Here is a 25,433-nt window from a genome sequence, read left to right as displayed (position 1 = left end):
ATATTCTGTAGCCTTGCGCGGCTGTAAAGCAGTCCATGCCTGATGGATTAACTCTCCCGGTCCGTACGTTGCACCTAGGCAGACCCTCTATCCGGTCTCGGAAAGGGACGGCGGCCGGGGTATACTTGACTTTCGCGCTCTCGCGCCTGCAGGTCTTGCGAACATGACGCAGATTTCCGAACGCCTTCTGGTTCAAGCCCACCTTGACGCCAAGCAACCCAAACCCCTGAGTGCCGCCGAAGAGGCGCAGCTGCGTGCGGCTATCGCCGCCGAGCTGAAGGCCCAGGACGCGGTGCTGGTGGCCCATTTCTATTGCGATCCGGTGATCCAGGCGCTGGCCGAGGAAACCGGCGGCTGTGTGTCCGATTCCCTGGAAATGGCCCGCTTCGGTGCCGCGCACCCGGCCAAGACCGTGCTGGTGGCCGGCGTGCGCTTCATGGGCGAAACCGCCAAGATCCTCACCCCGGAAAAACGCATCCTGATGCCGACCCTGGAAGCCACCTGTTCGCTGGACCTGGGCTGCCCGGTGGATGAGTTTTCCGCGTTCTGCGACCAGCATCCCGAGCGTACGGTGGTGGTGTACGCCAACACCTCGGCGGCGGTGAAGGCGCGGGCCGACTGGGTGGTGACCTCCAGTTGCGCACTGGAGATCGTCGAGAGCCTGATGGACAACGGCGAGACCATCATCTGGGCGCCGGACAAGCACCTGGGGCGCTATATCCAGAGGGAAACCGGCGCCGACATGCTGCTCTGGGACGGCGCTTGCATCGTCCATGAGGAATTCAAGTCCAAGCAGCTGGAGGACATGAAGGCGCTGTATCCCGAGGCGGCGATCCTGGTGCACCCCGAATCGCCGGAGTCGGTGATCGAACTGGCCGATGCGGTGGGTTCCACCAGCCAGTTGATCGCGGCGGCGCAGCGTCTGCCGAACAAGACGTTCATCGTGGCGACCGACCGCGGCATTTTCTACAAGATGCAGCAGCTGTGCCCGGACAAGGTGTTCATCGAGGCACCGACTGCCGGTAACGGCGCGGCGTGCCGCAGTTGCGCGCATTGCCCGTGGATGGCGATGAATACCCTGGAGCGCACCTTGCAGTGCCTGCGTGAGGGCAGCAACGAGATCTTCGTCGACCCGGCGGTGATTCCCCGCGCCGTTCGCCCGCTCAAGCGCATGCTGGATTTCACCCAGGCGGCGCGCTTGAAACTGGCGGGTAATGCCTGACACAGGGTTTGTGTCGTACGCGAAATCTGTATCCGACGACATACCACTGTGGGAGCCGGCTTGCCGGCGATGGCGGCCGAACGTGCGCCGCAAGGCTCAAGGGCCTCATCGCCGGCAAGCCGGCTCCTACAGGAGAAGCGGTGTTTTCAGCCACCCATCATCTCTTTGACCATGCGTTCCTGATCGATCAACTCCTTCTGACGCGCATCGATGCGTGAGGCCAGTTGGAAGTTCGGCGCGCGGCGCTTGGCGAAGTCCAGTTGCTGGATCGCCTGCTTGAAGTCGCCCACCAGTGCAAAGTACTCGGCCCGCGCCTGGTGCAAGCCGATGATATTGCCGGACTGTCCACGGGTTTCGGCGAGCTGATACCAGACGTCCGGATCCTCCGGACGGATCTTCAACAAGGCATCCAGCGCCTTTTCCGCCTCGGCGGGGCGATTCTGCTTGATCAGCAGGTCGATGCGTGCCTGCTTGAGCGGGTAGCTGGCGGGGAATTGCAGCAGCATCTTGTCGGCCCGTTGCAGCGCTTCGGGAAAACGACTGGCCGCCGAGTCCAGGTCGATCTGGGCCAGGTTGTAGGTGATGTCGTTGGGCGACTTGTCCAGCAGCGGCTTGAGGGTCGCGCGCGCCTCGTTCAACTGGGCACCCTTGAGCTGCGCGATGGCCAGGCCATAGCGGGCCACGTCGGACTTGGGATTCTCGTCCAGCTGTGCACGGAAGCGCTTGGCCGCCAGGCCCGGGGAGTCCTCATAGGACAGCATCACGCGGGCCCGGATCAGCTGATAACGCAGGCTGTCCTCGATACCGCCGGGCTTGGATTGCTCGGCCCGGTTGCGGGTATCGGCGATCCGCGATTCGGTGACCGGGTGGGTCAGCAGGAATTCCGGCGGCTTGGCGTCGAAGCGGTAGATGCGCATCAGGCGCTCGAACATGGTCGGCATGGCCCGTGGGTCGTAACCGGCTTTTTCCAGGTTGAGGATGCCGATGCGGTCGGCTTCCTGTTCGTTCTGGCGGGAGAAGCGCTGTTTCTCCTGGAAGGCCGCGGCCTGGGTACCGGCGATGGTGGCGATACCGGCGTCACCGCCGCCCGCCGCCGCGATGACGATCCCGGTCAGCAGCGCCGCCATCATCGGCACTTGCATGCGTTGCTGGGCTTCCACGCCACGGGCGAAGTGGCGTTGCGACAAGTGCGCCAGTTCGTGGGCCAGTACCGCGGCGTATTCGCCCTCGGTCTGGGCGTTGAGGAACAGCCCGCCGTTGATCCCGACAATCCCGCCGGGGGCGGCGAAGGCGTTGAGCTGGTTGCTGTCGATCAGGATGAACACCAGCCGACGGTCCTGGACCTGGCTGGTCTCGGCCAGCTTGTAGACGGTGGTCTCGACGTAATCCTTGAGCTGCGGGTCATTGAGTTGCTTGACCTCGCTGCGCAACAGGCTCAGCCAGGCCCGGCCCAGCTGGAACTCCTGTTGCGGGGAGACGATGGCGGAACTGGCGTCACCGAGTGACGGCAGGTCGTTGGCGAAGCCAGGGGAGGCGAGCAAGCAAGCGAGCGTCAACAGGGTGGGGCGCAGAAAGGTCATGCACAGGGCTCTGGTCGGCAAAGTCCTTACTGTAGCCGGACACTGGGCTGGCGACCAGAGCCGCTCTCACTTGGGGTATCCTAGAGGCTCCGAACCGACCATCCGGCGCAACGCCAGGAGTGAAGCAATGACCGAAGTTGTAGAGCACGACGCCGAGCTGGATGCCAGTGGCCTGAACTGCCCGCTGCCGCTGCTCAAGGCCAAGCTGGAGCTCAATCGCCTGGCCAGCGGCGCGGTGCTCAAGGTGATTGCCACCGATGCCGGATCGCAGCGTGACTTTCGCACGTTCGCCAGGCTCGCCGGACATGCGTTGATCCATGAAGAGGAAGCGTCCGGCGTGTATCGCTACTGGTTGCGCAAGGCCTGACGTACAGCGCCGGCTCAGGCCTTGTTCAGCGCCTGGGCCGCCGCCAGCACGGCATCCACATGACCGGGGACCTTCACGCCACGCCATTCCTGGCGCAGAACGCCCTGGGCATCGATCAGGAAGGTACTGCGGTCAACGCCCAGGTATTCCTTGCCGTAGAGCTTCTTCAGCTTGATCACGTCGAACAGCTGGCAGACGGCTTCGTCCTTGTCGCTGATCAGCTCGAACGGAAATTCCTGCTTGCACCTGAAGTTCTCGTGGGACTTCAGGCTGTCGCGGGACACACCGAAGACTTCGGTGTTGGCGGCCTGGAAGGCGGCGTACTGGTCACGAAAGCCCTGGCCCTCGGTGGTGCAGCCCGGGGTGCTGTCCTTGGGGTAGAAGTAGATCACCACCTGCTTGCCCTTGAGGCCCGCGAGGCTGACGGTCTGCCCGCTGGTGGCCGGAGCCTGGAAATCGGCGACGGGTTGATCGATGACGACGGCCATGGATGTTTCCTTACATTGGGTTCTGTGGGCGCCACGGTTCGATCAGGGCGTCGAGGTTCATCGCGTCGGCGAAGTCCAGGAACTGATCGCGCAACCAACTGATCTGCACGCCGGCAGGCAGGGTCACGGTGAAGGTGGCGTTGAGCATGGTGCCGCCGGTCTGGGGCGCCAGGTACGTGTCGCAGGTCAGGTTTTCCAGCTCGACGTTATGGTCGATGAAGAACTGGCACAGCTCGTTGATGATGTCCGAGCGGTAGGCCGAGCTGACATAAGCGACGTACGGCAGTGCCTGGGGACGGTTCTCCAGAGCGCCGCTGCGCACCACGTTGACGATGAAGGCATGCTTCTTCGCCAGGTTCGGCAGGCCGGCTTCAAGGCGCGCCAGGGCATCCCAGCTGCCGGAAATCTGCAGGACCAGCGCGCTGTACTCGCCATGGCGGGTCAGGCGCGAGGTCACGACGGCGCAGCGGTTTTCATGGCTGGCGCGGCACAGGACGTTGGTCAGCTCCATGGGGTTGGCGCCGAGGGCACTGATGACAAGGAATTGTTCGCGGACTGTGGGGGTGGACATGCAGCATTCCTAAAGCGATGAGCGGTCGGTAGCTTGGGGCGCTGGCGAGCTGGGTTCGGGTGTCCGGATGCGGATGGCGAGGCCTGGAATCGAGCGCTGGCGCCGGGTGCCGCCTCGCAGAGGACGGGCGGCGGCCAGGCCGGAGCGGGCTTCGGGCAGCGAAAATGGAGGCTGGAACCCGGCACGTGAGCGACTCAGTACCGATCAAAGTCTGAAGGGTAGCGAAAACCTGCGCTCAGGGGAATGCTCATAGGCAGTACTTCGCTTGTACAAGCCTGATGGCGCCAGTACCATTACCGCTCTCTTTTTCCGGCAGGAGCGGTTGCATGATTGCGGGCAGTATGGTGGCACTGGTCACACCCATGGATGCACAGGGGCGTCTTGACTGGGACAGCCTGAGCAAACTGGTGGACTTCCACCTGCAAAACGGCACCAACGCCATTGTCGCGGTCGGCACTACAGGTGAGTCGGCCACCCTCGATGTGAACGAACATATCGAAGTGATCCGTCGCGTGGTCGACCAGGTGGCGGGGCGTATCCCGGTGATTGCCGGTACGGGCGCCAATTCGACGCGCGAAGCGATCGAACTGACCACCAATGCGAAAACTGCCGGTGCCGACGCGTGCCTGCTGGTGACCCCTTATTACAACAAGCCGACCCAGGAAGGCCTGTACCAGCATTTCCGCGCTATCGCCGAAGCCGTCGACATCCCGCAGATCCTCTACAACGTGCCGGGCCGCACCGCGTGCGACATGCAGGCCGAGACCGTGATCCGCCTGTCGAGCGTGCCGAACATCATCGGGATCAAGGAAGCCACCGGCGACCTGGAGCGGGCCAAGGCGATTCTGGCCGGCGTGAGCAGCGATTTCCTGGTGTATTCCGGTGACGACGCCACGGCGGTCGAGCTGATCCTGCTCGGCGGCAAGGGCAACATCTCGGTGACCGCCAACGTCGCGCCACGGCAGATGAGCGACCTGTGCGCCGCCGCCATGGCCGGCAAGGCCGACGAGGCCCGGGCGATTCACGAAAAACTGATGCCGCTGAACAAGACCCTGTTCATCGAATCCAACCCTATCCCCGTGAAATGGGCGCTGCATGAGATGGGCTTGATGCCGGACGGTATCCGTCTGCCGCTCACCTGGCTCAGCGCTGCCTGTCACGAACCGCTGCGGCAGGCCATGCGCCAGTCCGGCGTCCTGGTTTAATTGAGGAAATACCCCGCATGAAGCGATTGGCCGGACTTTCCGCACTTGCCTTGATTATCTCCAGCACCAGTGGCTGCGCCTGGCTGTGGGGCCCGGAAGGTTATTTCCGCGACCGCGGCAGCGACTACCTGGATTCGAAACAGACGCCGGCCATGCAGTTGCCGCCGGATGTCGCCACCGGCAAGCGTCTTGACCCCTTGTTGCCGATTCCGCGCAACGTCGCCGACAGTACCGCCAAGGGCGAGTTCGAAGTACCGCGTCCGCAGCCGTTGCAGGCCGCGGCCAGCGCCAGCGACTACAGCCTGCAGAAAACCGGCGATTCGAGTTGGGTGATGGCCCAGCATGCGCCGGCCGAAGTCTGGCCGGTGGCCTTGCAGTTCTTCCAGGACAACGGTTTCCGTATCGACGCGCAACGCCCGCAGACCGGTGAATTCACCACCGCCTGGCAGCGTTCCGACGAACTGTCGACGGCCATGGGCAAGCGCCTGGCGGTCGGTGACAACGAAACCCGCGTGCGGGTCCGTATCGAACCGGGCGTGCAGCGCAATACCAGTGAAGTCTATGTGGTCAGCGCCCAGCGCCCGGCCGGCAGCACCGCCAACGTCGATTTCACGCCACGTTCGGTCAATACCGGCGTGGATGCGGCCCTGGTCGACGAGATGCTTTCCAGCATGAGTCGCAGCGCCGAGAAGGGCGGTTCGGTGTCGTTGCTGGCTGCGCGTGATTTTGATACCCCGAACCGCGTCAGCCTGAGCCAGGACGGCAGCGGCAACCCGGTGCTCAACGTCGGCGAAGACCTGGACCGCGCCTGGTCGAGCGTCGGCCGTGCGCTGGAGCGGGGCGACTGGCGTGTCGAGGACATCAACCGCAGCCTGGGCCTGTACTACATCAACCTGGCGGAAAAAGCCGAGAAGAAGGGCGACGAGCCCGGTTTCTTCGGCAGCCTGTTCGGCAGCAAGCCGACCAAGGCAGAGATCGAGACCCGTGCCGTGCGTTATCAGGTTCGCCTGAGCAAGGTGGGCGACAGCGTCCAGGTCACCGTCGAGAAGGACATCAACACCGTGGCGCCGGCCGACGTGGCCCGTCGGGTGTTGGGTGTGATTCAAGACAACCTGGGCTGATCCGGTGCGGTTTGCCGTTCTCGGCAGTGGTAGCCAAGGGAACGGCACGCTGGTCGCCAGTGAAGACACGCTGGTCCTGGTCGATTGTGGTTTCTCGCTACGGGAAACCGAGCGACGCCTGGCGCGCCTTGGGGTGAGTCCGGCGCAGTTGAGCGCGATTCTGGTGACCCACGAACATGCCGACCACGTGCATGGCGTGGGTTTGCTGTCTCGGCGTTACAATCTACCGGTGTACCTGAGCCGTGGCACCTTGCGCGGCCTGCGCAAGCCCATCGAGCCCGCGGGCTTCGTGGCGGGCGGCGAGACCTTGCAGGTCGGGGCCTTGAGTATCGAGGTGGTGTCGGTGGCCCACGATGCCCTGGAGCCGACGCAGTACGTGTTCAGCGACGGTCGGCGGCGTTTCGGCCTGCTCACCGACCTGGGTTCCTATTGTGGCAGGGTCATGAACAGCTACAGTGGTCTCGATGCCTTGATGATCGAAGCCAATCATTGCCGCGACCTGCTTGCCCGTGGACATTACCCGGCCTTTCTCAAGCAGCGGGTGGGCGGGGAAGAGGGACATTTGAACAACCACCAGGCCGCGAGCCTGGTGGCCGAGTTGGGCTGGCAAGACCTGCAACACCTGGTATTGGCCCACCTCAGTAGCAAGAACAACCTGCCGCGGCTGGCCCGGCAATGTTTTGTCGACACCCTCGGGTGCGACCCGGACTGGCTGCAACTGGCCGATCAAGATTCAGGGCTCGACTGGCGACATATCGCCTGGCCCAACAACTTAACAAGCGGAGCCCATCATGGAAAAACGTGAAGAACTCTACCGCGGCAAAGCCAAGTCGGTGTACAAGACCGACGACGCCGACCGCTTGATCCTGCTGTTTCGCAACGACACCTCGGCGTTCGACGGCAAGCGTATCGAGCAGCTGGACCGCAAGGGCATGGTGAACAACAAGTTCAACGCCTTCATCATGCAGAAGCTCGAAGCGGCCGGTATCCCGACCCAGTTCGACAAGCTGCTGGGCGACAACGAATGCCTGGTGAAGAAGCTCGACATGATCCCGGTGGAATGCGTGGTGCGCAACTACGCGGCCGGCAGCCTGGTCAAGCGCCTGGGCGTGGAAGAGGGCTTGAAGCTCAACCCCTACACCTTCGAACTGTTCCTCAAGGACGACGCCAAGGGTGACCCGTTCATCAACGAATCCCACGTCGTGGCTTTCGGTTGGGGCACTGCCGAGCAACTGGCGCGGATGAAAGAGCTGTCGCTCAAGGTCAATGAAGTGCTGAGCCAGCTGTTCGACGAAGCCGGCCTGCTGCTGGTGGACTTCAAGCTGGAATTCGGTGTATTCCACGGCCAGATCGTGCTGGGCGACGAGTTCAGCCCGGACGGTTGCCGCCTGTGGGACAAGGAAACACGCAAGAAGATGGACAAGGACCGCTTCCGCCAGGGCCTCGGTGATGTCATCGAAGCCTACGAAGAAGTCGCCAACCGTCTGGGCGTACCGCTGTAATCGACGCAAGCATCTGATAGCACGGAAATTTTTTTGCTTTGGGGGGTTCGCTTCCGGCAAAGGTGCTGTTATGATGCGCGCCGTTGGAGAGATGCCAGAGTGGCCGAATGGGACGGATTCGAAATCCGTTGTACCTTCACCGGTACCTAGGGTTCGAATCCCTATCTCTCCGCCATACATGGAAAAAGCCCCCGTAGCTGAAAAGTTACGGGGGCTTTTTCGTGGTTGTCATTTCATGTCGGGGTCAAATGAATCATTCACGAACCGCGCTGATGGTTCTGGCGCTGATACTCGGCGGTTGCGCCGATCCGGGTCGTCACGCCGACGCGAGTCGGCACGCCGATGAGTTGGCGCAACCGGCGCACTTGAAACGCGAACTGATTAAAACCGATAGCTTCATATTGACCGGCTTTTATCGGATCACACGACCGGACTTGCCATTGACCCTGTACATCGAGGGCGACGGCAAGGCCTGGGCAACACGCAGTCAGCCATCCACCGACCCGACGCCGTACAAGGCATTGGGCCTGGCATTGGCCGCGAGCGATCCGGCGGCCAACGTGGTCTACCTGGCTCGCCCCTGCCAATTCACGCCAATACCTGATAACCCCCGCTGCGATGTGACCTACTGGACCGACAAGCGCTTTGCCGAAGAGGTCGTGGTCGCCATGAATCAGGCGGTGACCCACTACGTCGCCGTGGGACAGCAGGTGAATCTGGTGGGCTACTCCGGGGGCGGCGCCCTGGCTGTGTTGATTGCCGCCCGGCGCCATGACGTGGCCTCGATACGCACCGTGGCCGGTAACCTCGATCATGCCGAAGTCAATCGGCTGCATCGCGTGACGCCCATGCCCGCGTCACTGAATGCCATCGACGTCGCCCGGCAAGTGGCGTCCATCCCGCAAATCCATTTCAGTGGCGCCGAGGACAGTGTGGTGCCACCGAGTATTGCCCAACGCTTCGTGGAGGCGTCAGGTGCTCGCTGTGCCACCCTTTACGTGGTGCCGGGCATGACTCACGAAAGCGAATGGGCCCAGCGCTGGCCCGAGTTGCTCGCCAAGACGCCTGTTTGTGCCAGGACGCCTTAGCCGGGCCTGTTTTTGCCCGGCCGGGCATCCCTGCTCCCGGCCGTATCCCTCGGCACCGTGACTTAACGAACGGGCTTTGAGTGGTCGTCAAATTATTGGCTTGTTTTTTCGTGAGAAAAATGTCGGTTTGCTGGCTTTTTTGAGCGTCTTTAGCCGCTTGGCGGAAAAAATGAAGAAAAGTCTTGAAACATTTATTTGGGGAATTGGTATTGCGATATTAAAAAGGTATCATTTTGACATTATTTTGACTCAAGCCAGCTCACGCACAGCAGGGTGCCGCCGGGCAGGGTTCCAGAGTCGCGCCAACCCGTAAATTTCTACCGGAGCCATCGTGAATGGGCGTCCTTGACGTTGTTCGTGGGCCGCAATCGGCTGCCCGATCGCTGAGTGACGCCGAGTTCTGGAAGCTGCTACGCCAGGAGCTGTTGCCGCTTCGTCCCAGTCAGTATGACATCACCTCGGTCTGCAACCTGACTTGCGAAGGGTGCCTGTTCTTTTCGGGGGACGATTACCTCGGACACAAGGACGTGCAAGACCTTCAGAGCATCGAGGCCTTCTTTGCGGGGGAAGGCGCCCGGGGGGTGCGCTACGGTTACTTCGGTGGGGCCGAGCCGTCGCTGGCGGAGAACAAGTTGGTCATCGCCAATCGGCACATACCCTACGGTGTGGTGTTCACCAATGGCATCAAGCGGTTGAGTGCCGAAATCGACTATCGCGTGCATGTGTCGCTTTGGGGCAATCCCGAACGTAGCCGAGAACTGCGCGGGGCCGACATCATGACCAAGCAGATCAGGAACTACCGCAACGACGCCAGGGCGGTCTTCGTGTTCACCCTGACGGCGCGCAACCTGGACGATATTCCGTATATCGCCCAGGTCTGCGCGGATAACGGCCTGGCGCTGACCTTCAATCACTACAGCCCCACCAGCAAGTATCTGGACTTTATTGGCAGCGGTGCCGGTGCCGACCCCTACCACATCACCAGCACGGCGGCTGACAACCTGATCCTGACTGCCGACGATCTGCGGCGTGCGAGAGACAGCATTGCGCGGGTGCTGCAGCAACCGGGGCAGCGGATCCTTTATGACGATGACTTCAACGAACTGATTCACGACCCGGCGGGCTTGTATCCCGATGCACAAGGTCCGGGGGCGGTGACCCGTGACTGCGGCGTGTTGCTGACCCCCTCCCTGCGGCACTACAACACCGACTTGAGCCAGAGCACCGGCAAATGCTGTACGCCGAACATCGATTGCGGCAGTTGCCGGCTCTACGCCCAGTCCTTTGCCAGCGTACTGGCGCGGGCTACCCGGGAGTTGCGCCAGGAAGGCGGTCAGCAACGGCTGATCAAGCTATGGCGCCTGTGGTGCGAACTGTTCCTCAACGACGATCGCCTGCGCATGCCTTTCCCGGGCAATGGCAGCCAAGCCCATCCCTGACCTTTAAAGCGAGAAGTTGCCGTGTCGGCCATTGGCTCATTGAAAAAACATCGGATTGTCTGGGTGTGGGGGCAGATCACCTCGCAACTGCGCAGCGAACTCATCGCCTTCTGGGGCGAAACCGGAGCACTGACGGATCCCTGCGAGGCTTGGCGCAGAACCTTCGAGGTGGCCAGTGTGGTCCGCAACGCCGATGGCCGGATCGTCGGGGTCAGCTCGGTGTATTGCGCCTACAGCCCGGGCGCGGGGGCGCTCTATTGGTTTTATCGCACCTTTATCCGCGAGGACAGCCGCGATGTCGGCCTGGCTCCCCGGTTATTTGCCCATACCTATGAGCAGTTGGCACTGGCCTATGCCGGTGAAGCCCAGGCGCCGGTGGGGATGATGATCGTTGTCGAAAACCCGAAACTGGAGACCGCCGCGGGTATCCGGGTGATCCAACGCGCCGGTTTCCAGCACCTGGGGATCGATGAGCACGGCCAGAGTGTCTGGCATCGGCTGTTCCTGTCATGAACCAGGGCGTTATCAATCCTTTCACCAGGAGTTCGATCGATGACTGAACGCGTCCTGCATTTCATTTCCGGCTTGCCCCGTTCCGGCTCGACCTTGCTGTCGGCCCTGTTGCGCCAGAATCCGCGTTTTCATGCGCATATGAGCAGCCCCGTCGCGGGTCTGGTCGATGATCTGCTGAATGGCATGGGCGGCAAGAACGAGTATTCGCTGTTTATTTCGGATCGACAGCGCGAGCGCGTCCTGCGCGGGCTGTTCGAGCAGTTTTACGGCGACGAGTTTGGCGCGCCGGTGATCTTCGATAGCAACCGTTCCTGGTGCTCACGCATGGCGCTGCTGCGCAACCTGTTCCCCGCGAGCAAGGTGATCGCTTGTGTGCGCGACGTCCCCTGGATCATCGACAGCATCGAACGGCTGATCCAGAGCAATACGCTTTCACCCTCGGCGATCTTCCATTTTCAGACTGGAGGCACTGTTTATAGCCGCGCCGATGCCCTGGCGAATGCCGAAGGCATGCTGGGTTATCCGTACAACGCCCTCAAGCAGGCTTTTTATGGCGAACACGCGAGCCGCTTGCTGCTGGTGCGCTACGAGAGTCTGGTGAGCAATCCGCAAGCCGTGCTGGACGGCCTCTATGACTTTATCGATGAGCCCACCTTCAGCCACGACTTGCACAACGTCCAGTTCGACGCCCGCGAGTTCGACAAACGCGCCGGCACGCCTGGTCTGCACGATGTGAGGCCCCAGGTGCAAGCGGTTCCTCGGCCGACGCTGCTGCCGCCCGATCTATTTGCCCGTTTTATCAACGACGCTTTCTGGCAACACCCTCAACACAACACTCAAGGGGTCAGGATTCTTTGAACGACCTCATAAAAATAGAAGATGAGCCATTGGAGCTTGGTAGATGAATAAGGGGATCTATAGGTTGGTCTGGAATAGCGGCCTGGGAGCGCTGCAAGTCGTTTCCGAGACCGCCAAGTCAAGAGCCTGCGGCGGCACGGGTGCCCGCATGTCGGGCGTTCGGGCCAAGGCGGCCGCCTGGCCGCTGGCATTGTTGTCGCTGGGCATGGCTTCTTCAGTCTGGGCAGTACCCAGTTATAACGTCTCCTCCGGTGCCGACTCCGGTCCGGGTTCACTGCGCGAACAGTTGGCCATTACCGGATCGCTCCGCGTAAACCCTAACGTCAGTACCATTACACTCAGCTCGGATGTTCCGGCCTTCAATAGCGGAACCACGCTGGACGTAACGGCACCGCTGACCATTACCGGTGCCGGCTTGGCGGGTAACGGTAGTTCTCTGTTTTTGAACGGCACGAGCACCGGCACTGTTACCACCGCCATTTCGGGTCAGTTTACCGGCAGCCCATCGACCGCCGGAACGGGGTTAAGCGGTTTTATAGGCGCCGCTGGCACGAACGTCAGTTTAGGCCTCGGTGGTGCCGGCGGCACGGGTTCGAATGGCAAGTACCTTTCCGGCTCACCCGCGGGTTCGAGCGCCGTCAACGGGAATTTTTTTGCCATTACCAACAACGCCACTCTCACAGGGGGTGCCGGCGTTTCCGCGCTCTCGGCGGGTGCCGGCGGCATGGGGGGGAGTGGTGGTAGCGTTGGCTCCAATACCTTTGGGAACACTGGAGGACGCGGTGGCAACGGTGGCGCCGGCGCCAGCGGTGGAGTCGCTGCCGCTGGCGGTGCCGGTGTTTCAGGCAGTTACTTTTCCGTGACCAACAACGCCAGTATCTTCGGCGGTAATGGCGCCGCCGGCGTCGCCGGTGGCGCCGGTGGTCAGGGTGGCGCTGGCAGCAGTTCCGGTAAATATGGTGGCCAAGGCGGTAATGGCGGCAACGGTGGCAACGGCGGCGCGGGCGGTGCCGGCGGTGCCGGTATCACCGGTTCCAACATCCAGGTCGTCAACACCGGGACCATTCAGGGGGGTAACGGTGGTCTTGCGGGGATTGCCGGTGTGGGCGGTGCGGGAGGCGCGGGAGGTGCGGGAGGCTCGGGCATTCACAACGGCCTGGCAGGCTCCGCAGGCACCAACGGTACTGGTGGCAGTGCGGGAGCGGGCGGCGTGGGCATCGTCGCGACGGGAAACTCCACGATCTACAACGCTGGGACCATTTCCGGCGGATTGGCCAATGGCGGTGCAGGTGCCCGGGCCGATGCGATTGAACTCAGTGGCGGCAGCAACAAGCTGACACTCGCCGCGGGTTCGGTGATCAACGGCAATGTCGTCAGCACGAGCGGTGGTAGCGATGTATTGGCCCTTGGGGGCAATAGCAACACTGGCGCCACGACCTTCGACCTCGGTTCGGCCGGTGCTCAAGGAAGCGCTGTGCAATACCAGGGGTTCGGTAGCTTCGAGAAGGACGGCAGCAACACCTGGACGCTGACAGGCACCGACGCCTATGGCAAGAACTGGAGTGTCAATGCCGGCACCCTGGCCTTGGACAATGGCGCAAGCCTGCTGGGTTCCGTGTCGGTTGCCAGCGGCGCCACGCTCAATACCGGTAGCGCTTCCATTGCCAGTGGCGTGAACAACGCCGGTACGCTGGTGGTGGGTAGCACGGCCAGCCCTTATGCGACGCTGAGCGTCGGTAGTGCCTTCAGCCAAAGCAGCAACGGCATATTGCGGGTAAGTGCCTTGAGTTCGTCGCAGTACAGCAAACTCAACGTTGCCGGCAACGTCCATCTGGACGGTACCCTGGACGTTGATGTCAAAAGTGCCAATACCCTGGCCGCGGGCAATCGGTTGGCCAACGTGATCAGCGCGACCGGCACGGTCACCGGGCAATTCACTCATGTCACCGATAACAGCCTGTTGTTCGACTTCACGCCGACCTACAACAGCAACAGCGTCGACTTGAAGCTGATTGCCGCCGCTTCCAATAGTGGCGGCAGCACCCCCGCTTCCAATAGCGGTGGCAGCACTCCCGCTTCCAATAGCGGTGGCAGCACTCCCGCTTCCAATAGCGGCGGCAGCACCCCCGCTTCCAATAGCGGTGGCAGCACTCCCGCTTCCAATAGCGGCGGCAGCACCCCTGCTTCCAATAGCGGCAGCAGCACCCCCGCTTCCAGTAGTGGCGGCAGCACCCCCGCTTCCAATAGCGCTGGTAGCAACCCCGCCCCCAACACCTTCCAAGGCAGTGTCCAGGCCCTGGGCAACACGGCGGGCCAAGGTGCGGCCGTAGCGTTGGACCAGATCATTGGCAGCAATCCAAATGGTCAGTTGGCCAGCCATTTTGTAGCGCTCAGTACCCAGGGCGAAGTGTCCCAGGCGGTCACTGCAACCTTGCCGCTGATGACCGGAGGTTCCACGGCGGCGGCGAAGACCGCACTGAGCAGCATCAACGGCGTGATACAGGCGCGCAGTGAGTCGGTCCGTAGCGGGCTGTCTTCCGGCGAGAGCGCCCTGACTGACCAGCACCTCTGGATCAAGCCGTTCGGTTCCTGGGCTGATCAGGACCGCAGCGATGGCGTCGCCGGGTTCAGTTCCAGTGTGGGGGGGATGGTGTTCGGTCTCGACGCCAGCCTCAATGATCGCTGGATACTGGGTACCGCTTTCATCTACGCCAAAGCGGACACTCATAACAATGGCGACACGGCCCGGCAGCAACTCACCACCGACGTCTACCAACTGGTGGGCTATGGCACTTACCATCTGGACGACACGACCGACCTGAACTTCCAGTTCGATGGTGGGCAGAACCACAACGACGGCAAGCGCGACCTCGACTTTGCGGGGCTACAAGCCAAGTCCAACTACGACTCCTGGACCGCTCACGCCGGCGTCAGCCTGGATCGGACCTTCAGCCTGACACCTGCCACTCGCTTCACTCCCTCGGTGCGGGCGGACTACACGTGGATCAAGGACGAGGCCTACAACGAGAAAGGTGCCGATGCGCTGGATTTGCAGGTCAAGAGTCGTAGCACCGATCAATTTATTCTCGGTGTGGATGGCAAACTGGCCCATGACTTCACGCAACAGCTGACCTTGAGCGGCAAGTTGGGGGTCGGCTATGACTTCCTGGCGAGTCGCAACTCGCTGACCAGCAGCTTTGCCGGTGCGCCCGGAACGGTCTTTACCACCTATGCCGGCAGCCCACAGCGTTGGCTGGCTCGCGGCGGCACCGAGTTGAACTACAAGGTCAACGGCCAACTGCAACTGGCCGTGCGGTATGACGTGGAGGAGCGCTCTCACTACGTCAACCAGACCGCGTCGGCCGAAGCACGCTGGGCGTTCTAAAAGACAGTGTCGGCGACCCTGTACGTCATGGGAGTGCAAGACTTCCATGGCGTACGTCCCCTTGTCGCCTAGACATGTCCCTTCTTGCCTTCCTACACTGAGGCGCAATCGAAGAGCAGGGACCACAGATGAACCGCAACGAACTGCGTAAAGCCGACATCAACCTGATGGTGGTGTTCGAGGCACTGATGCTCGAACGCAATGTGACGCGGGTGGCGGAGAAGCTGTTTCTCGGCCAGCCGACCATCAGTTCGGCGCTCAATCGCCTGCGGGCGATGTTCAACGATCCGCTGTTTATCCGTGTCGGACACCGCATGGAGCCCACCGCGCGGGCCGAAGAGATCATCCAGCACCTGTCGCCCGCGCTGGATTCTCTGTCCAATGCCTTGAGCCTGACCCACGACTTCGACCCGGCCAGCAGCACCATGACCTTTCGCATCGGCCTGTCGGACGATGTCGAGTTTGGCCTGTTGCCCTCCTTGCTGCGGGCATTGCGCCAGGAAGCGCCGCATGTGGTGATCGTGGTCCAGCACGTCGACTACTGGCGCATTCCCGACCTGTTGGCCTCCGGCGAGATCACCGTAGGCATCAGCCAGACCCGAGGCCTGCCGGCCAATGCCAAGCGCAAGCTGTTGCGCCATATCCAACCGAGGATTCTGCGGGCCGACGCCTCGACGGCGCCCCTGAGCCTGGATGAATACTGCGCACGGCCGCATGTCCTGGTGTCCCACACCGCCAATATCAGCAGCCTGGCCGACGAGTGGCTGGCGGAAATCGGCCGCAAGCGCCATGTGGTGCTCTCGGTGCCGCAATACAGCGCCTTGCCGGCGTTGCTGGCGGGCACGGACCTGATCGCCAGCCTGCCGGATTACACGGCGACGGCCATGGCGGCCTCGGGGCTGCTGTTTGACGAACCGCTGCCGTTCAAGGTGCCGAACCTGGACCTGTCCATGGTCTGGCTGGGTATTGTCGATACCGACCCGGCCGAGCGTTGGCTGCGCTCGCGGCTTGAGCACTTCATGAGCGATCGGCAACCCCTGGCGCCTTGATACCTCTCAGGGGCGCGGTTGCGTCAATGCACTATCGTTCACGTTCTTTCACAATTTTTCCCGAAGGCTGCGTGCTATATCTGTGCGCCTTCCTATCCCGCTGTTTCGGAGCCTGCCAATGCCTCACGTTTTCCTGGAATACACCGCCAACCTGACTGACTTCGACGCCGACAAGGCGCTGCTGCGTATCAACCATGCGTTGGTGGCATCGGGTCAGTTCGGGGCCGAGTTCGATATCAAGAGCCGGGCCACGAAACTGGAGGCATTTCGCGTGGGCACGGGGGCGGGCGAGCGTGGCTTCGTGCATGTGAAGCTGGCGCTCCTGAGTGGGCGCTCGGCGCAGATCAAGACGCAACTGTCCGAGAGCCTGCTGGCGGGGCTGAAGGATCTCGGTGACTGGCCGGCGGGTGTCGAAGTCCAGCTGTCGGTGGAAGTGGTGGACCTGGATCGCGAGTCCTACGCCAAGGTTACGTTCTGATCGAACGGCAACCCCCATTCTGGAAAACACCTCGAAACCTGTGTAGGAGCCAGCTTGCTGGCGATGGCGGCCAATCAGACGATGCAAGCCTTCAGGGCCTCATCGCTGGCAAGCCAGCTCCTACAGGGGGGCATCAGAACGGTTTGGTCGGCAGGTACTTGCCGTCCAGGGTGATGACCGCGCGCGAGCCGCCCTCCGGGTCCTCGACCTTCTTGATATCCAGCTTGAAGTTGATGGCACTGATGATGCCGTCGCCGAACTGTTCGTGGACCAGGGCCTTCAAGGTGGTGCCGTAGACCTGGATCATTTCGTAGAAACGATAAATCGTCGGGTCGGACGGGATGCCGGCTGGAATGCTGCCGCGCAACGGCACGCTTTGCAGCAGGCGACTGGCGTCCTGGTCCAGGCCAAGCTTTTCACACACGACGTTGGCGGCGCTGGCCGGCAGTGGATGCTGGCCGAGCAGGGCGGCGGTGACGAAGGCCAGGCTCAGGCCGGTGCCGTCGGTCAGGTCCTGCCAGGACAGATTCAGACGCTGCTTGGCGTCGATGATGGTGTCGGCCAGGGCCAGGCGTGGAGCTTGTGCGAATTGGGACTGCAACATGGTGATTTCCTCGTTTTCGTAGGTAGGGTTCAGGTCAGGCGACCTGTGGTGATTGCGTCGACAGCGCGCAGGCCTGCGGCTGTTCGGCGAGCGGGACAAAACGACCGGAGTTGCCGTCGAGAGCCATGATCGAGCCGCTCTCGATGTCGTACACCCAGCCGTGCAGGTTCAGCCGACCTTGTTCCAGCGCCAGGGCGACCGATGGGTGAGTCTTGAGGTTAGCCAACTGGGCGATCACGTTTTCCCGGACCAGCGCGTCCAGTCGTGCCTCGGCCGAGGCGTGGCTGCGGGCGGCGTTGATGACCTTGGCCGACTCGGCGTGGCGCAGCCAATTGGCGACCGCCGGGAGGTGGTCGAGACACTTGCAGGTGGAAATAGCGGTCATCGCCCCGCAGTCGGAGTGGCCGCAGATCACGATATCGCGCACCCCCAGTACCGCCACCGCATACTCCACCGTGGCCGAGACACCGCCCGGTTCCGGGCCGTAGGAGGGCACGATGTTGCCGGCATTGCGAATCACGAACAGATCGCCGGGCTCTTGCTGGGTCAGCAGTTCCGGTACCACTCGGCTGTCCGAGCAGGTGACGAACAGGGTGGCGGGGCTCTGGGTGGTCGCCAGTTGCTTGAACAGGGCGCTGCGGGTCGGGAAGGCTTCGCGCTGGAACTTCAGGAATCCGTCGATGATGGCTTGCATGGGGTTTCTCCTTGCAGGTGGCTGATGGGGCAAGGATGGAAGTTTCCAGGCATAGCGTCCAAGACCGGCTTATTATGAAAGCCATAAGTCCTGCCTATAGTTGGGTGTCCGATGCTGCTGCGTCATATTCGTTATCTGCTGGCGGTTGCCGAGCAGCGCAATTTCACCCGGGCCGCGGAGGCCTTGCATGTCTCCCAGCCGACCTTGTCGCAGCAGATCAGGCAACTGGAAGACAGCCTGGGGGCGGCGCTGTTCGACCGTTCCGGGCGCAGCATCCGCCTGACCGATGCCGGCGAGGCCTACGTGCGTTTTGCCAGGCTGGCCCTGCAGGACCTGGAGGCGGGCAAGCGGGCGATGCACGATGTGCAGGACCTCAGTCGCGGCAGCCTGCGCCTGGCCATGACGCCGACCTTCACGGCCTACCTCATCGCGCCGTTGCTGCATCGTTTCAACAGTCTTTATCCGGGCATCACCCTGGGGGTCGAGGAAATGACCCAGGATCGCCTCGAGGCCGCACTGGCCGAGGATCGGCTGGATATCGGCATTGGTTTTACCGGGATGCATCTGGCGGATATCGAGGGTGAAGCGTTGTTCAGCGAAACCTTGAGCCTGATGGTCGGCGCGACCCATCCGCAGGCAGGTAGCAAGACCCTCGGCGCCCGCGATCTGGAGCAGCAGGCGCTGGTCCTGCTCAGCCGGGATTTCGCCACGCGCCAACACATCGACCTCTACTGCCGCCAGCACGGCATCGCGCCGCGCATCGCCATCGAGGCCAATTCCATTAGTGCGATTGTCGAGTTGGTCCGTCGTGGTCAACTGGCGACCATCCTGCCCGCGGCCATTGCCGTCGAGCAGCCGGGGCTGGCCTCACTGGAACTGACACCGGCGTTGCCACGGCGCACGGTGGCCCTGCTCAGTCGCCGGGGCGCCTGGCGCAGCGCCGCCTGCCAGGCGTTCGCGGCGCTGGCGAGGCAGCCGCTCGGTAACGTATTGAACAAGTAGCGCGGGAATTTTTCACGAAAAATTGATGTGTGCCTGACTAAGGTTCAAGGCGTTGCCGGGTGGTGGGTCATGGCCCCCGGCAGCCCTTCAAACCGAGCCTGTGTGTGCGCTCAGATCGACACAGGTTCCCGCCCGAGAGTTCGCGAGTCATGCCTGCGCAGCCGCCTTCCCCCATTGAGCTTGAATTTGCCCGCCAGCATGAGCGTGAGCATGCCCGCTCGTGCCCGGAGAAGGGGCCCGGCAGCCTGGCCCGGCGCTTGGGGTTGGCCCGCGAAAAGCAGTGGGTGCGCCAGGCGTTGAAGCTGGCCGGCGAGCCCGGCCTGATCCTAGACCTGCCCTGCGGTGCCGGGCGTTTCTGGCCGGTGCTGGCCGAACGGGCCAATCGGGTGATCCTGGCGGCCGACCCCTCTCAAGAGATGCTGGATCACTGCGCGGTCCATCACTCCCTCGATGTGCTCAAGCGGGTCAGGACGTTTCAGAGCTCGGTGTTCGCCATCGGCTTGCCGGAGAATGCGGTGGACTGCATTTTCTGTATGCAGTTGTTCCAGCAGGTCAGCGACAGTCAGCAGCGGATGGCGATGTTGCGTGAGTTCCACCGGGTCAGCCGCGACACCGTGATCCTCTCGTTGTGGATAGGCGGCAAGGTCATGGACTGGCATCGGCGGCGCCAGGCCCGGGCTGGCGGCCAGCAGGCGCAGCGCGTCCTGTTCGGCAAGGCTCTGGTCGAAGGGGAGTTCCGCCAGGCCGGTTTCGAGATCGTCGGTCATCGGGATTTCTTTCCCGGCTATGCCCTGCGGCGTCTCTATGTGCTGCGCAAGAACCACTGATCCCGGCGTGAACACGCCAAGCCGTTGAGTAGGGCTATTCTTGTTGTTCAGTCAGTGCTTTCGCTGATGCACTTGCAGAGTGAGTGCTCGCAAACCCCGGTGGCGAGATATACTGCGCGCCATTCTTCAAGGGAGAGCCGTGTGGCCATCGATATTCACTGGATTCGCGACAACGATAGCCTCGTTCGGCATTGTGCCCAATGGCAACAGCTACCCTTCGTTGCCCTCGACACCGAGTTCATGCGGGTCGACACCTTTTATCCGATTGCCGGACTGATCCAGATCGGTGACGGCGAGCGCGCCTATCTGATCGACCCGCTGACCATCGACCAGTGGCAGCCCCTGGCGGCGTTGCTGGAAGACCCGGCCGTGGTCAAGGTCGTGCATGCCTGCAGTGAAGACCTCGAAGTCCTGTTGCGCCTGACCGGCAGCCTGCCGGTGCCGTTGTTCGACACCCAGCTCGCGGCCGCCTACCTGAACCTCGGGTTCTCCATGGGCTATTCGCGCCTGGTGCAGGAGGTTCTCGGCATCGAGCTGCCCAAGGGCGAGACCCGTTCGGATTGGCTGCAGCGGCCCTTGTCCGAGACGCAGGTCAGTTACGCCGCCGAAGATGCCGTGCATCTGGCCGAGGTCTACACGCGCCTGCGCCCGCAGCTGTCGGACGACAAGTACGCCTGGGTCCTGGACGATGGCGCGGAACTGGTGGCCAACCTGCGTCGCGAGGTCGACCCCTACGAGGTCTATCGCGAGGCGAAACTGGCCTGGAAGCTGTCCCGTGCGCAATTGGCTGTCCTGCGCGAGCTGTGCGCCTGGCGCGAACGCGAAGCCCGGGCCCGGGATCTGCCGCGTAACCGAATCGTGCGTGAACATTCCTTGTGGCCGTTGGCCAAGAGCCAGCCGGACAACCTGGTAGCGCTGGCCCGGATCGAGGACATGCACCCGCGTACCGTGCGTCAGGACGGCGAGTTCCTGCTGGAGCTGATCAAGCGTGCTGGCAGCGTGCCTGCGGACCAATGGCCGCCGGCGGTGCCCGAGCCGTTGCCGATCGAAGCCTCGGCGCTGGTCAAGCGCCTGCGTGCCCTTGGCCAGGCTGAAGCCGAACGCCTGGGGGTCGCACCGGAACTGATGCTGCGCAAGAAAACCCTGGAAGCCCTGATCAAGAGCGGTTTCCCCGATGGACCTTACCAATTGCCCGATTCGCTGCGTGGCTGGCGCCGCGAGTTGATGGGCCAGGCGCTGCTCGATTGCCTGGTCACTGCCGGAGAACAGCCTTGAAACGTATCTGCTCCATCTACCGAAGCCCGCGCAAGAACGAAATGTACCTCTACGTGCTCAAGAGCGATGCCCTGGAGCGCGTTCCGGAGAATCTGCTGCTGGCCTTCGGCAAGCCGCAACATGCCTTCGACCTGGTCCTGACACCCGAGCGCACGCTGGCGCGCGAAGACATCCACCAGGTGCTGGAGAATCTCGAGAAGCAGGGGTATCACTTGCAGATGCCGCCGGCCGAAGACGAATACATCGAACATTTGCCCGAAGAGCTGTTACGGCGCAATGATCCGATCTGATGGGTAACCCTGGTGCTCTGTCCGGAGCGCTCGATTCAAATGGACTGTATTTCCTGGCAGTGGCCGATGACGATGGAGCGAACTCCGTCGGCGGCTGCCTGCACTGTTTTTGAAAGGTTTGAACCATGCGCGTTCTGATTGCCGAACACGACCACGTCCTCTACACCCGCCTGCTGAGCCAGATGGCCCCCGAACTTGAAATCATGACCAGCGGCGATTCGGCCACGCTGTCGAGCATGGCGGCCGACTGTCCGGTCTGGTTGGGGCAGCCGGATCTGCTGGCGACCCTGCTGCGTCAGGGGCACCGCCCCCAATGGCTGCAAGCGACCTGGGCGGGTATCACGCCGCTGCTCTCCGAGGGCTTGCCGCGCGATTACCGCCTGACCCGGGCGGTGGGGATTTTTGGCCAGGTGATGGCCGAGTATGTGCTGACCTACATGCTGGGGCATGAGCGCGAGGTCCTGGCCCGGTTGGTTAGCCAGGTCGAGCGCAAGTGGGATAACCGCATGGGCCAGAGCCTGGCGGGGCGCAAGGTGCTGATCGTCGGTGCCGGGGATATCGGTCAGAGCGTGGCGCAGTTCCTGCAACCCTTCGGCGTCGAGTTGTACGGCATTGCCAGTACCGCGCGGGAGCAGGCGCCGTTCATCGAGGTGGCGGCGCTCGATGCCCTGGGTGAGTGGGTCGGCAAGGTGGACTACGTGATCAACCTGTTGCCCAACACGCCCAATACCCATGACCTGTTCGATGCGGCGCTGTTCAAGCGTTTCAAACCCACCGGGCTGTTCATCAACGTCGGGCGCGGCGTGGCGGTGGTCGATGCGGATCTGGTGGAAGCCTTGAAGGAAGGGCACCTGGCGGGGGCGGTGATCGACGTCTGCCGGCAGGAGCCGTTGCCGCAGCGTCATCCGTTCTGGACGGCCTGGGGGCTGTTGCTGACCGGCCACAGTTCGGCGCCGACCTCGCCGGGGATGATGGTGCAGCTGTTTGTCGAGAACCTGCGGGCCTATCAGGGCGGGGAAGCGTTGCGCGGGGAAGTGGATTTCGCACGCGGGTATTGATGGCCTGCGTATAACCTGTGGGAGCTGGCTTGCTGGCGATTGCGATGGTGAATGTTACGCCGCCATCGCCAGCAAGCCGGCTCCTACAGGACCGTGTTTGGCCTTGGTTACAGGCTGAAATCGCCCTCGGCCACCAGCGCGCTCAGCGGCTGGCGTGGGCTTGGGGTTTCACGGGCCTGCAGGTAATCCGGCAGGCTGGCCTTGTCGCCCAGCTTGCCGATGGCCACTGCTGCATGCAGCGCATAACCTTCCGGAATCTTCAGCTCGCGGCGGGTCAGCTCCTGGTCGAAGCCGGCCATGCCGTGGCTGTGCCAGCCGCTGTTGCTGGCTTGCAGCGCCAGGTGGCCCCAGGCCGAACCGGTGTCGAAGGTGTGCCACAGCGCCGGGGTTTCCTCGCTGGCGCCGGGTGCGGTGAAGGTGGTTTTCGAAATCACGATCACCAGGGCCGAAGCGTGCTGCGCCCAACCGCGGTTGAACTCGTTCAGCAGACCCAGGAAGCGCTCCCAGTTCGGTGTGTCGCGGCGCGCGTAGAGAAAGCGCCAGGGTTGCGAGTTATAGGCCGAAGGTGCCCAGCGGGCCGCTTCGAAAAAGCTCAGCAGGGTTTCTTCCGGGATGCTCTCGCCGGTAAAGGCGCGTGGCGACCAGCGCTGGGTGAACTGGGCGTCGATGGGGTAATCGGCGATGCGTGGGTTGGCGCTCATGGGGGAGTCCTGGCTGGGGAAAATGAGCTGGAAAGCTACTGCGCCACGGTCGGGCTGACAAGTCCTGTTCAACCGACAGTCGCCGGCGCTTGGCCGCAAAGGCGCGGCGCACTAGACTGGCGGCCTTTTCACTCCCCGATGCAGATCTCTGAACCATGGCCGCGAAAGTCGAACCCTTCTGGATACGCAAGACCCTCGAGCAACTCGATCAGGAGGAATGGGAATCGTTGTGCGACGGTTGTGGCCTGTGCTGCCTGCAAAAGCTCGAGGACGAAGAGGACAACAGCGTGTATTACACACGCATTGCCTGCAAGCTCCTGGACCTGAAGACCTGCCAGTGCACCGACTACGCCAAGCGTCGCGACTCGGTGCCGGACTGCATCCAGCTGACGCCGGGCCAGGCCGACCAGTTCAAGTGGCTGCCACCGACCTGCGGCTATCGCCTGGTCAGCGAAGGCAAGGACCTGCCGCTTTGGCACCACCTGGTCTGCGGTGACCGCGATGCGGTGCACCACGAGCGGATTTCCCAGTCCGGGCGCATGCTGGCCGAAGGCAGCGTGCCCGAGGATGACTGGGAAGATCATCTGATTTTCCGTGCCGGCTAAGCTCCGACAATTAGCTCCGACAATTAGCCCCGCCAATAAAGCCCGCCTGCCCCCAGGAGCCCCATGTCGTTACCGTGCAAGCTGCCCTTGTTCCTGCTGCTGATGGTGTTCAGCGGCCTGGGCTGGGCCGGGAAGAAAGTCGACCTGGACTATCGGATCCGCCTGTTGCCCCAGAGCGACCAGGCCGAGGTGCGGCTGACCCTGGCCCAGGGTTCGGCGGTGCGTAGCCTGGATTTCGATCTCGGCACCCAGGGGTATTACAGTGATTTCCAGGCCGACGGGCAGTGGCAACTCAGCCCCGGCCTGACGACCGACAGCCGTCGCGGTCTCTGGCGTCCGGCGCCGGGCAAGGCCAGCCTGAGCTATCGGGTCAGCCTCAGCCATCCACGCGGCAATGGCCCGTTCGTGACCCGCATGACGCCGAACTGGGCGCTGTTGCGCGGCGAAGACCTGGTACCGCCGGCTCATCTGGATCAGCAGGACGGCACCGATCTGGTCTCGCGCCTGGCGTTCGAGTTGCCCGACGGTTGGAAAAGCGTCGAAACCGCCTGGCCGCGCATCGGCAAGAACCGCTTTCGGATCGACAACGTGTCACGCCTGTTCGATCGACCTGTCGGCTGGATGCTGGCTGGCGACCTGGGCAGCCGACGGACCCGGCTCGGTGAGACCGATGTCACGGTTGCGGCGCCCCGGGGCGAGCACATGCGGCGCATGGAGGTGCTGACACTGCTGACATTCGTCTGGCCCAGGCTGCAGGAAGTGTTTCCGCGCAATCCCGGCAAATTGCTGGTGGTGGGGGCCGGTGAGTCGATGGTGCGCGGCAGCCAGGCGGCCCGTGATTCGATCTACCTGCACAGCACCGGCCCGCTGATCGGCGAGTCCGGGGAAAGTGCATTGGTGCGCGAGCTGGTTCACGTGTTCGGGCGTATCAATGGCAGCCATCGCAGTGACTGGATCGGCGAAGGGCTGGCGCGGTATTACGCGATCGAGCTGGTGCGTCGTGCGGGCGGGATGAGCGAGGAGCGCTATCAGGCGTTGCAGGCGCGGCTGACACGGGACAGTCGCAAGGTCACCACGCTGCGGGGCGAGCAGGTGAGCGGCGCGACGGTTGCGCGGGCGGTGTTGCTGTTGCAGGAGCTGGACCGCGAGATTCGCCAACAGACCGATGGCAAGCGCTCCCTGGACGATGTGAGCCGGGCGGCGATGCGCCTGGATACCGTCAGTACCCAGGCGTTCATCCAGCTGTGCGAGAGCGTGACGGGTGAGTCGTCGACGGTGTTGGCGAGCGGGCTGTTGAAGTAAAAAACCAGGGTCTGTACGAGAGCTCGCCGAGCGGCGATCAGGCAAGGCAAAAACAGGCGAGGAAGCGGAGTTTAGTCCACTAAATGAGCATTACTCGCTTCGCTCGCCCTTCGGGCCGTCCTTCGGACGTTCTCACTTCGTTCGTCCGAGCCTGTTTTTAACGCAGCATGATCGTCGCGCAGGCAGTTATCGTACAGAGCCTAAACCAC

General features: G+C 62.7%; 27 protein-coding genes and 1 tRNA gene. 22 read left to right on the top strand and 6 right to left on the bottom strand.

Going from position 1 to position 25,433, the window contains the following annotated elements; all coding sequences use genetic code 11:
- The first annotated feature begins 163 nt into the window (after positions 1-163).
- Entirely contained in the window at positions 164-1,222 is a 1,059-nt protein-coding gene (nadA, locus tag UCMB321_RS21365; protein WP_040070460.1) for a quinolinate synthase NadA, read from the top strand.
- Between the two features lie 146 nt (positions 1,223-1,368).
- On the opposite strand, the gene UCMB321_RS21360 is transcribed toward nadA, so the two are convergent.
- Positions 1,369-2,802, bottom strand: a complete 1,434-nt coding sequence (locus UCMB321_RS21360) for a M48 family metalloprotease (RefSeq protein WP_040070459.1) — start codon at positions 2,800-2,802, stop codon at positions 1,369-1,371.
- Between the two features lie 127 nt (positions 2,803-2,929).
- Between UCMB321_RS21360 and UCMB321_RS21355 the strand changes: the two genes are divergently transcribed.
- Positions 2,930-3,169, top strand: a complete 240-nt coding sequence (locus tag UCMB321_RS21355) for a sulfurtransferase TusA family protein (RefSeq protein WP_040070458.1) — start codon at positions 2,930-2,932, stop codon at positions 3,167-3,169.
- A 14-nt stretch (positions 3,170-3,183) separates the two neighbouring features.
- On the opposite strand, the gene UCMB321_RS21350 is transcribed toward UCMB321_RS21355, so the two are convergent.
- Both UCMB321_RS21350 and UCMB321_RS21345 read right to left on the bottom strand, forming a co-directional pair.
- On the bottom strand, positions 3,184-3,657 hold the full coding sequence (locus UCMB321_RS21350) for a peroxiredoxin (protein ID WP_040070456.1): 474 nt from the start codon (positions 3,655-3,657) through the stop codon (positions 3,184-3,186).
- A 10-nt stretch (positions 3,658-3,667) separates the two neighbouring features.
- A complete protein-coding gene (locus tag UCMB321_RS21345; protein ID WP_040070454.1) occupies positions 3,668-4,228 on the bottom strand; it encodes a glycine cleavage system transcriptional repressor in 561 nt (186 codons plus the stop codon).
- Positions 4,229-4,554: 326 nt separating this feature from the next.
- Here UCMB321_RS21345 and dapA point away from each other — a divergent pair, with 326 nt between their 5' ends.
- The 13 genes from dapA (at position 4,555) to UCMB321_RS21285 (ending at position 16,866) form a co-directional block, all read left to right on the top strand.
- Complete coding sequence (gene dapA, locus UCMB321_RS21340) at positions 4,555-5,433, top strand: 4-hydroxy-tetrahydrodipicolinate synthase (protein WP_040070453.1); 879 nt, start codon at positions 4,555-4,557, stop codon at positions 5,431-5,433.
- A gap of 17 nt (positions 5,434-5,450) precedes the next feature.
- Positions 5,451-6,554 (top strand): outer membrane protein assembly factor BamC, encoded by a 1,104-nt coding sequence (gene bamC, locus UCMB321_RS21335; protein WP_040070452.1) that lies wholly within the window; start codon positions 5,451-5,453, stop codon positions 6,552-6,554.
- Positions 6,555-6,558: 4 nt separating this feature from the next.
- Positions 6,559-7,359, top strand: a complete 801-nt coding sequence (locus UCMB321_RS21330; RefSeq protein ID WP_040070451.1) for an MBL fold metallo-hydrolase — start codon at positions 6,559-6,561, stop codon at positions 7,357-7,359.
- On the top strand, positions 7,346-8,056 hold the full coding sequence (gene purC, locus UCMB321_RS21325) for a phosphoribosylaminoimidazolesuccinocarboxamide synthase (RefSeq protein ID WP_040070449.1): 711 nt from the start codon (positions 7,346-7,348) through the stop codon (positions 8,054-8,056). Before UCMB321_RS21330 ends, purC begins: the two co-directional genes overlap by 14 nt.
- An 85-nt stretch (positions 8,057-8,141) precedes the next feature.
- Positions 8,142-8,231, top strand: a tRNA-Ser gene (locus UCMB321_RS21320).
- A 73-nt stretch (positions 8,232-8,304) separates the two neighbouring features.
- Complete coding sequence (locus UCMB321_RS21315) at positions 8,305-9,144, top strand: alpha/beta hydrolase family protein (RefSeq protein ID WP_040070447.1); 840 nt, start codon at positions 8,305-8,307, stop codon at positions 9,142-9,144.
- Positions 9,145-9,220: 76 nt separating this feature from the next.
- A complete protein-coding gene (locus UCMB321_RS30825) occupies positions 9,221-9,457 on the top strand; it encodes a hypothetical protein (protein WP_157016023.1) in 237 nt (78 codons plus the stop codon).
- Between the two features lie 22 nt (positions 9,458-9,479).
- Entirely contained in the window at positions 9,480-10,583 is a 1,104-nt protein-coding gene (locus UCMB321_RS21310) for a radical SAM protein (protein ID WP_040070446.1), read from the top strand.
- A gap of 21 nt (positions 10,584-10,604) precedes the next feature.
- The gene (locus UCMB321_RS21305) at positions 10,605-11,096 is read left to right on the top strand and encodes a hypothetical protein (protein ID WP_157016021.1); all 492 of its coding nucleotides are present in this window, start codon (positions 10,605-10,607) and stop codon (positions 11,094-11,096) included.
- A 39-nt stretch (positions 11,097-11,135) separates the two neighbouring features.
- Positions 11,136-11,954, top strand: a complete 819-nt coding sequence (locus UCMB321_RS21300; RefSeq protein WP_040070444.1) for a sulfotransferase family protein — start codon at positions 11,136-11,138, stop codon at positions 11,952-11,954.
- A gap of 43 nt (positions 11,955-11,997) precedes the next feature.
- Positions 11,998-15,339 (top strand): autotransporter domain-containing protein, encoded by a 3,342-nt coding sequence (locus UCMB321_RS29575; protein WP_084615123.1) that lies wholly within the window; start codon positions 11,998-12,000, stop codon positions 15,337-15,339.
- A 128-nt stretch (positions 15,340-15,467) separates the two neighbouring features.
- Entirely contained in the window at positions 15,468-16,388 is a 921-nt protein-coding gene (locus tag UCMB321_RS21290; protein ID WP_040070443.1) for a LysR family transcriptional regulator, read from the top strand.
- A gap of 118 nt (positions 16,389-16,506) precedes the next feature.
- Positions 16,507-16,866 carry a 5-carboxymethyl-2-hydroxymuconate Delta-isomerase gene (locus UCMB321_RS21285; protein WP_040070441.1) on the top strand — a complete coding sequence of 120 codons (360 nt, stop codon included), beginning with the start codon at positions 16,507-16,509 and terminating at the stop codon, positions 16,864-16,866.
- 133 nt (positions 16,867-16,999) lie between these two features.
- Here UCMB321_RS21285 and cynS read toward each other — a convergent pair whose 3' ends face one another.
- Positions 17,000-17,470, bottom strand: a complete 471-nt coding sequence (gene cynS / locus UCMB321_RS21280) for a cyanase (RefSeq protein WP_040070440.1) — start codon at positions 17,468-17,470, stop codon at positions 17,000-17,002.
- A gap of 34 nt (positions 17,471-17,504) precedes the next feature.
- Complete coding sequence (locus UCMB321_RS21275; protein ID WP_040070439.1) at positions 17,505-18,164, bottom strand: carbonic anhydrase; 660 nt, start codon at positions 18,162-18,164, stop codon at positions 17,505-17,507.
- 111 nt (positions 18,165-18,275) lie between these two features.
- Here UCMB321_RS21275 and cynR point away from each other — a divergent pair, with 111 nt between their 5' ends.
- The 5 genes from cynR to UCMB321_RS21250 all read left to right on the top strand — a co-directional run bounded on the left by cynR (position 18,276) and on the right by UCMB321_RS21250 (position 22,616).
- Positions 18,276-19,166 carry a transcriptional regulator CynR gene (gene cynR / locus UCMB321_RS21270; RefSeq protein ID WP_040070437.1) on the top strand — a complete coding sequence of 297 codons (891 nt, stop codon included), beginning with the start codon at positions 18,276-18,278 and terminating at the stop codon, positions 19,164-19,166.
- A gap of 149 nt (positions 19,167-19,315) precedes the next feature.
- A complete protein-coding gene (locus tag UCMB321_RS21265) occupies positions 19,316-19,993 on the top strand; it encodes a class I SAM-dependent methyltransferase (protein ID WP_040070435.1) in 678 nt (225 codons plus the stop codon).
- 141 nt (positions 19,994-20,134) lie between these two features.
- Positions 20,135-21,268, top strand: a complete 1,134-nt coding sequence (rnd, locus tag UCMB321_RS21260) for a ribonuclease D (RefSeq protein ID WP_040070434.1) — start codon at positions 20,135-20,137, stop codon at positions 21,266-21,268.
- Positions 21,265-21,558, top strand: a complete 294-nt coding sequence (locus UCMB321_RS21255) for a YcgL domain-containing protein (RefSeq protein ID WP_040070433.1) — start codon at positions 21,265-21,267, stop codon at positions 21,556-21,558. Before rnd ends, UCMB321_RS21255 begins: the two co-directional genes overlap by 4 nt.
- A 125-nt stretch (positions 21,559-21,683) precedes the next feature.
- The gene (locus UCMB321_RS21250; RefSeq protein WP_040070432.1) at positions 21,684-22,616 is read left to right on the top strand and encodes a D-2-hydroxyacid dehydrogenase; all 933 of its coding nucleotides are present in this window, start codon (positions 21,684-21,686) and stop codon (positions 22,614-22,616) included.
- Positions 22,617-22,723: 107 nt separating this feature from the next.
- Here the strand turns inward: UCMB321_RS21250 and UCMB321_RS21245 are convergent, their stop codons facing one another.
- Positions 22,724-23,317, bottom strand: a complete 594-nt coding sequence (locus UCMB321_RS21245; protein ID WP_040070430.1) for a nitroreductase family protein — start codon at positions 23,315-23,317, stop codon at positions 22,724-22,726.
- 155 nt (positions 23,318-23,472) lie between these two features.
- Between UCMB321_RS21245 and UCMB321_RS21240 the strand changes: the two genes are divergently transcribed.
- Both UCMB321_RS21240 and UCMB321_RS21235 read left to right on the top strand, forming a co-directional pair.
- Positions 23,473-23,922, top strand: a complete 450-nt coding sequence (locus tag UCMB321_RS21240; RefSeq protein WP_040070429.1) for a YcgN family cysteine cluster protein — start codon at positions 23,473-23,475, stop codon at positions 23,920-23,922.
- Between the two features lie 63 nt (positions 23,923-23,985).
- Positions 23,986-25,224, top strand: coding sequence for a hypothetical protein (locus UCMB321_RS21235; protein ID WP_040070428.1), 1,239 nt, complete (start codon positions 23,986-23,988; stop codon positions 25,222-25,224).
- The last annotated feature ends 209 nt before the right edge of the window (positions 25,225-25,433 follow it).

The sequence above is a fragment of the Pseudomonas batumici genome (assembly GCF_000820515.1).
GTDB classification, from domain to species: Bacteria; Pseudomonadota; Gammaproteobacteria; order Pseudomonadales; family Pseudomonadaceae; genus Aquipseudomonas; species Aquipseudomonas batumici.
The sequence above is the reverse complement of the archived record's forward strand: the minus strand, read 5'-3'. Positions and strand labels throughout refer to the sequence as shown.

What these genes read in the sequence shown, in the direction of transcription:
- nadA (WP_040070460.1), top strand. Translation starts at nt 164, where the DNA reads ATGACGCAGATTTCCGAACGCCTTCTGGTTCAAGCCCACCTTGACGCC.
- UCMB321_RS21360 (WP_040070459.1), bottom strand. Translation starts at nt 2,802, where the DNA reads ATGACCTTTCTGCGCCCCACCCTGTTGACGCTCGCTTGCTTGCTCGCC.
- UCMB321_RS21355 (WP_040070458.1), top strand. Translation starts at nt 2,930, where the DNA reads ATGACCGAAGTTGTAGAGCACGACGCCGAGCTGGATGCCAGTGGCCTG.
- UCMB321_RS21350 (WP_040070456.1), bottom strand. Translation starts at nt 3,657, where the DNA reads ATGGCCGTCGTCATCGATCAACCCGTCGCCGATTTCCAGGCTCCGGCC.
- UCMB321_RS21345 (WP_040070454.1), bottom strand. Translation starts at nt 4,228, where the DNA reads ATGTCCACCCCCACAGTCCGCGAACAATTCCTTGTCATCAGTGCCCTC.
- dapA (WP_040070453.1), top strand. Translation starts at nt 4,555, where the DNA reads ATGATTGCGGGCAGTATGGTGGCACTGGTCACACCCATGGATGCACAG.
- bamC (WP_040070452.1), top strand. Translation starts at nt 5,451, where the DNA reads ATGAAGCGATTGGCCGGACTTTCCGCACTTGCCTTGATTATCTCCAGC.
- purC (WP_040070449.1), top strand. Translation starts at nt 7,346, where the DNA reads ATGGAAAAACGTGAAGAACTCTACCGCGGCAAAGCCAAGTCGGTGTAC.
- UCMB321_RS21315 (WP_040070447.1), top strand. Translation starts at nt 8,305, where the DNA reads ATGAATCATTCACGAACCGCGCTGATGGTTCTGGCGCTGATACTCGGC.
- UCMB321_RS21310 (WP_040070446.1), top strand. Translation starts at nt 9,480, where the DNA reads ATGGGCGTCCTTGACGTTGTTCGTGGGCCGCAATCGGCTGCCCGATCG.
- UCMB321_RS21300 (WP_040070444.1), top strand. Translation starts at nt 11,136, where the DNA reads ATGACTGAACGCGTCCTGCATTTCATTTCCGGCTTGCCCCGTTCCGGC.
- UCMB321_RS29575 (WP_084615123.1), top strand. Translation starts at nt 11,998, where the DNA reads ATGAATAAGGGGATCTATAGGTTGGTCTGGAATAGCGGCCTGGGAGCG.
- UCMB321_RS21290 (WP_040070443.1), top strand. Translation starts at nt 15,468, where the DNA reads ATGAACCGCAACGAACTGCGTAAAGCCGACATCAACCTGATGGTGGTG.
- UCMB321_RS21285 (WP_040070441.1), top strand. Translation starts at nt 16,507, where the DNA reads ATGCCTCACGTTTTCCTGGAATACACCGCCAACCTGACTGACTTCGAC.
- cynS (WP_040070440.1), bottom strand. Translation starts at nt 17,470, where the DNA reads ATGTTGCAGTCCCAATTCGCACAAGCTCCACGCCTGGCCCTGGCCGAC.
- UCMB321_RS21275 (WP_040070439.1), bottom strand. Translation starts at nt 18,164, where the DNA reads ATGCAAGCCATCATCGACGGATTCCTGAAGTTCCAGCGCGAAGCCTTC.
- cynR (WP_040070437.1), top strand. Translation starts at nt 18,276, where the DNA reads ATGCTGCTGCGTCATATTCGTTATCTGCTGGCGGTTGCCGAGCAGCGC.
- UCMB321_RS21265 (WP_040070435.1), top strand. Translation starts at nt 19,316, where the DNA reads ATGCCTGCGCAGCCGCCTTCCCCCATTGAGCTTGAATTTGCCCGCCAG.
- UCMB321_RS21250 (WP_040070432.1), top strand. Translation starts at nt 21,684, where the DNA reads ATGCGCGTTCTGATTGCCGAACACGACCACGTCCTCTACACCCGCCTG.
- UCMB321_RS21245 (WP_040070430.1), bottom strand. Translation starts at nt 23,317, where the DNA reads ATGAGCGCCAACCCACGCATCGCCGATTACCCCATCGACGCCCAGTTC.
- UCMB321_RS21240 (WP_040070429.1), top strand. Translation starts at nt 23,473, where the DNA reads ATGGCCGCGAAAGTCGAACCCTTCTGGATACGCAAGACCCTCGAGCAA.
- UCMB321_RS21235 (WP_040070428.1), top strand. Translation starts at nt 23,986, where the DNA reads ATGTCGTTACCGTGCAAGCTGCCCTTGTTCCTGCTGCTGATGGTGTTC.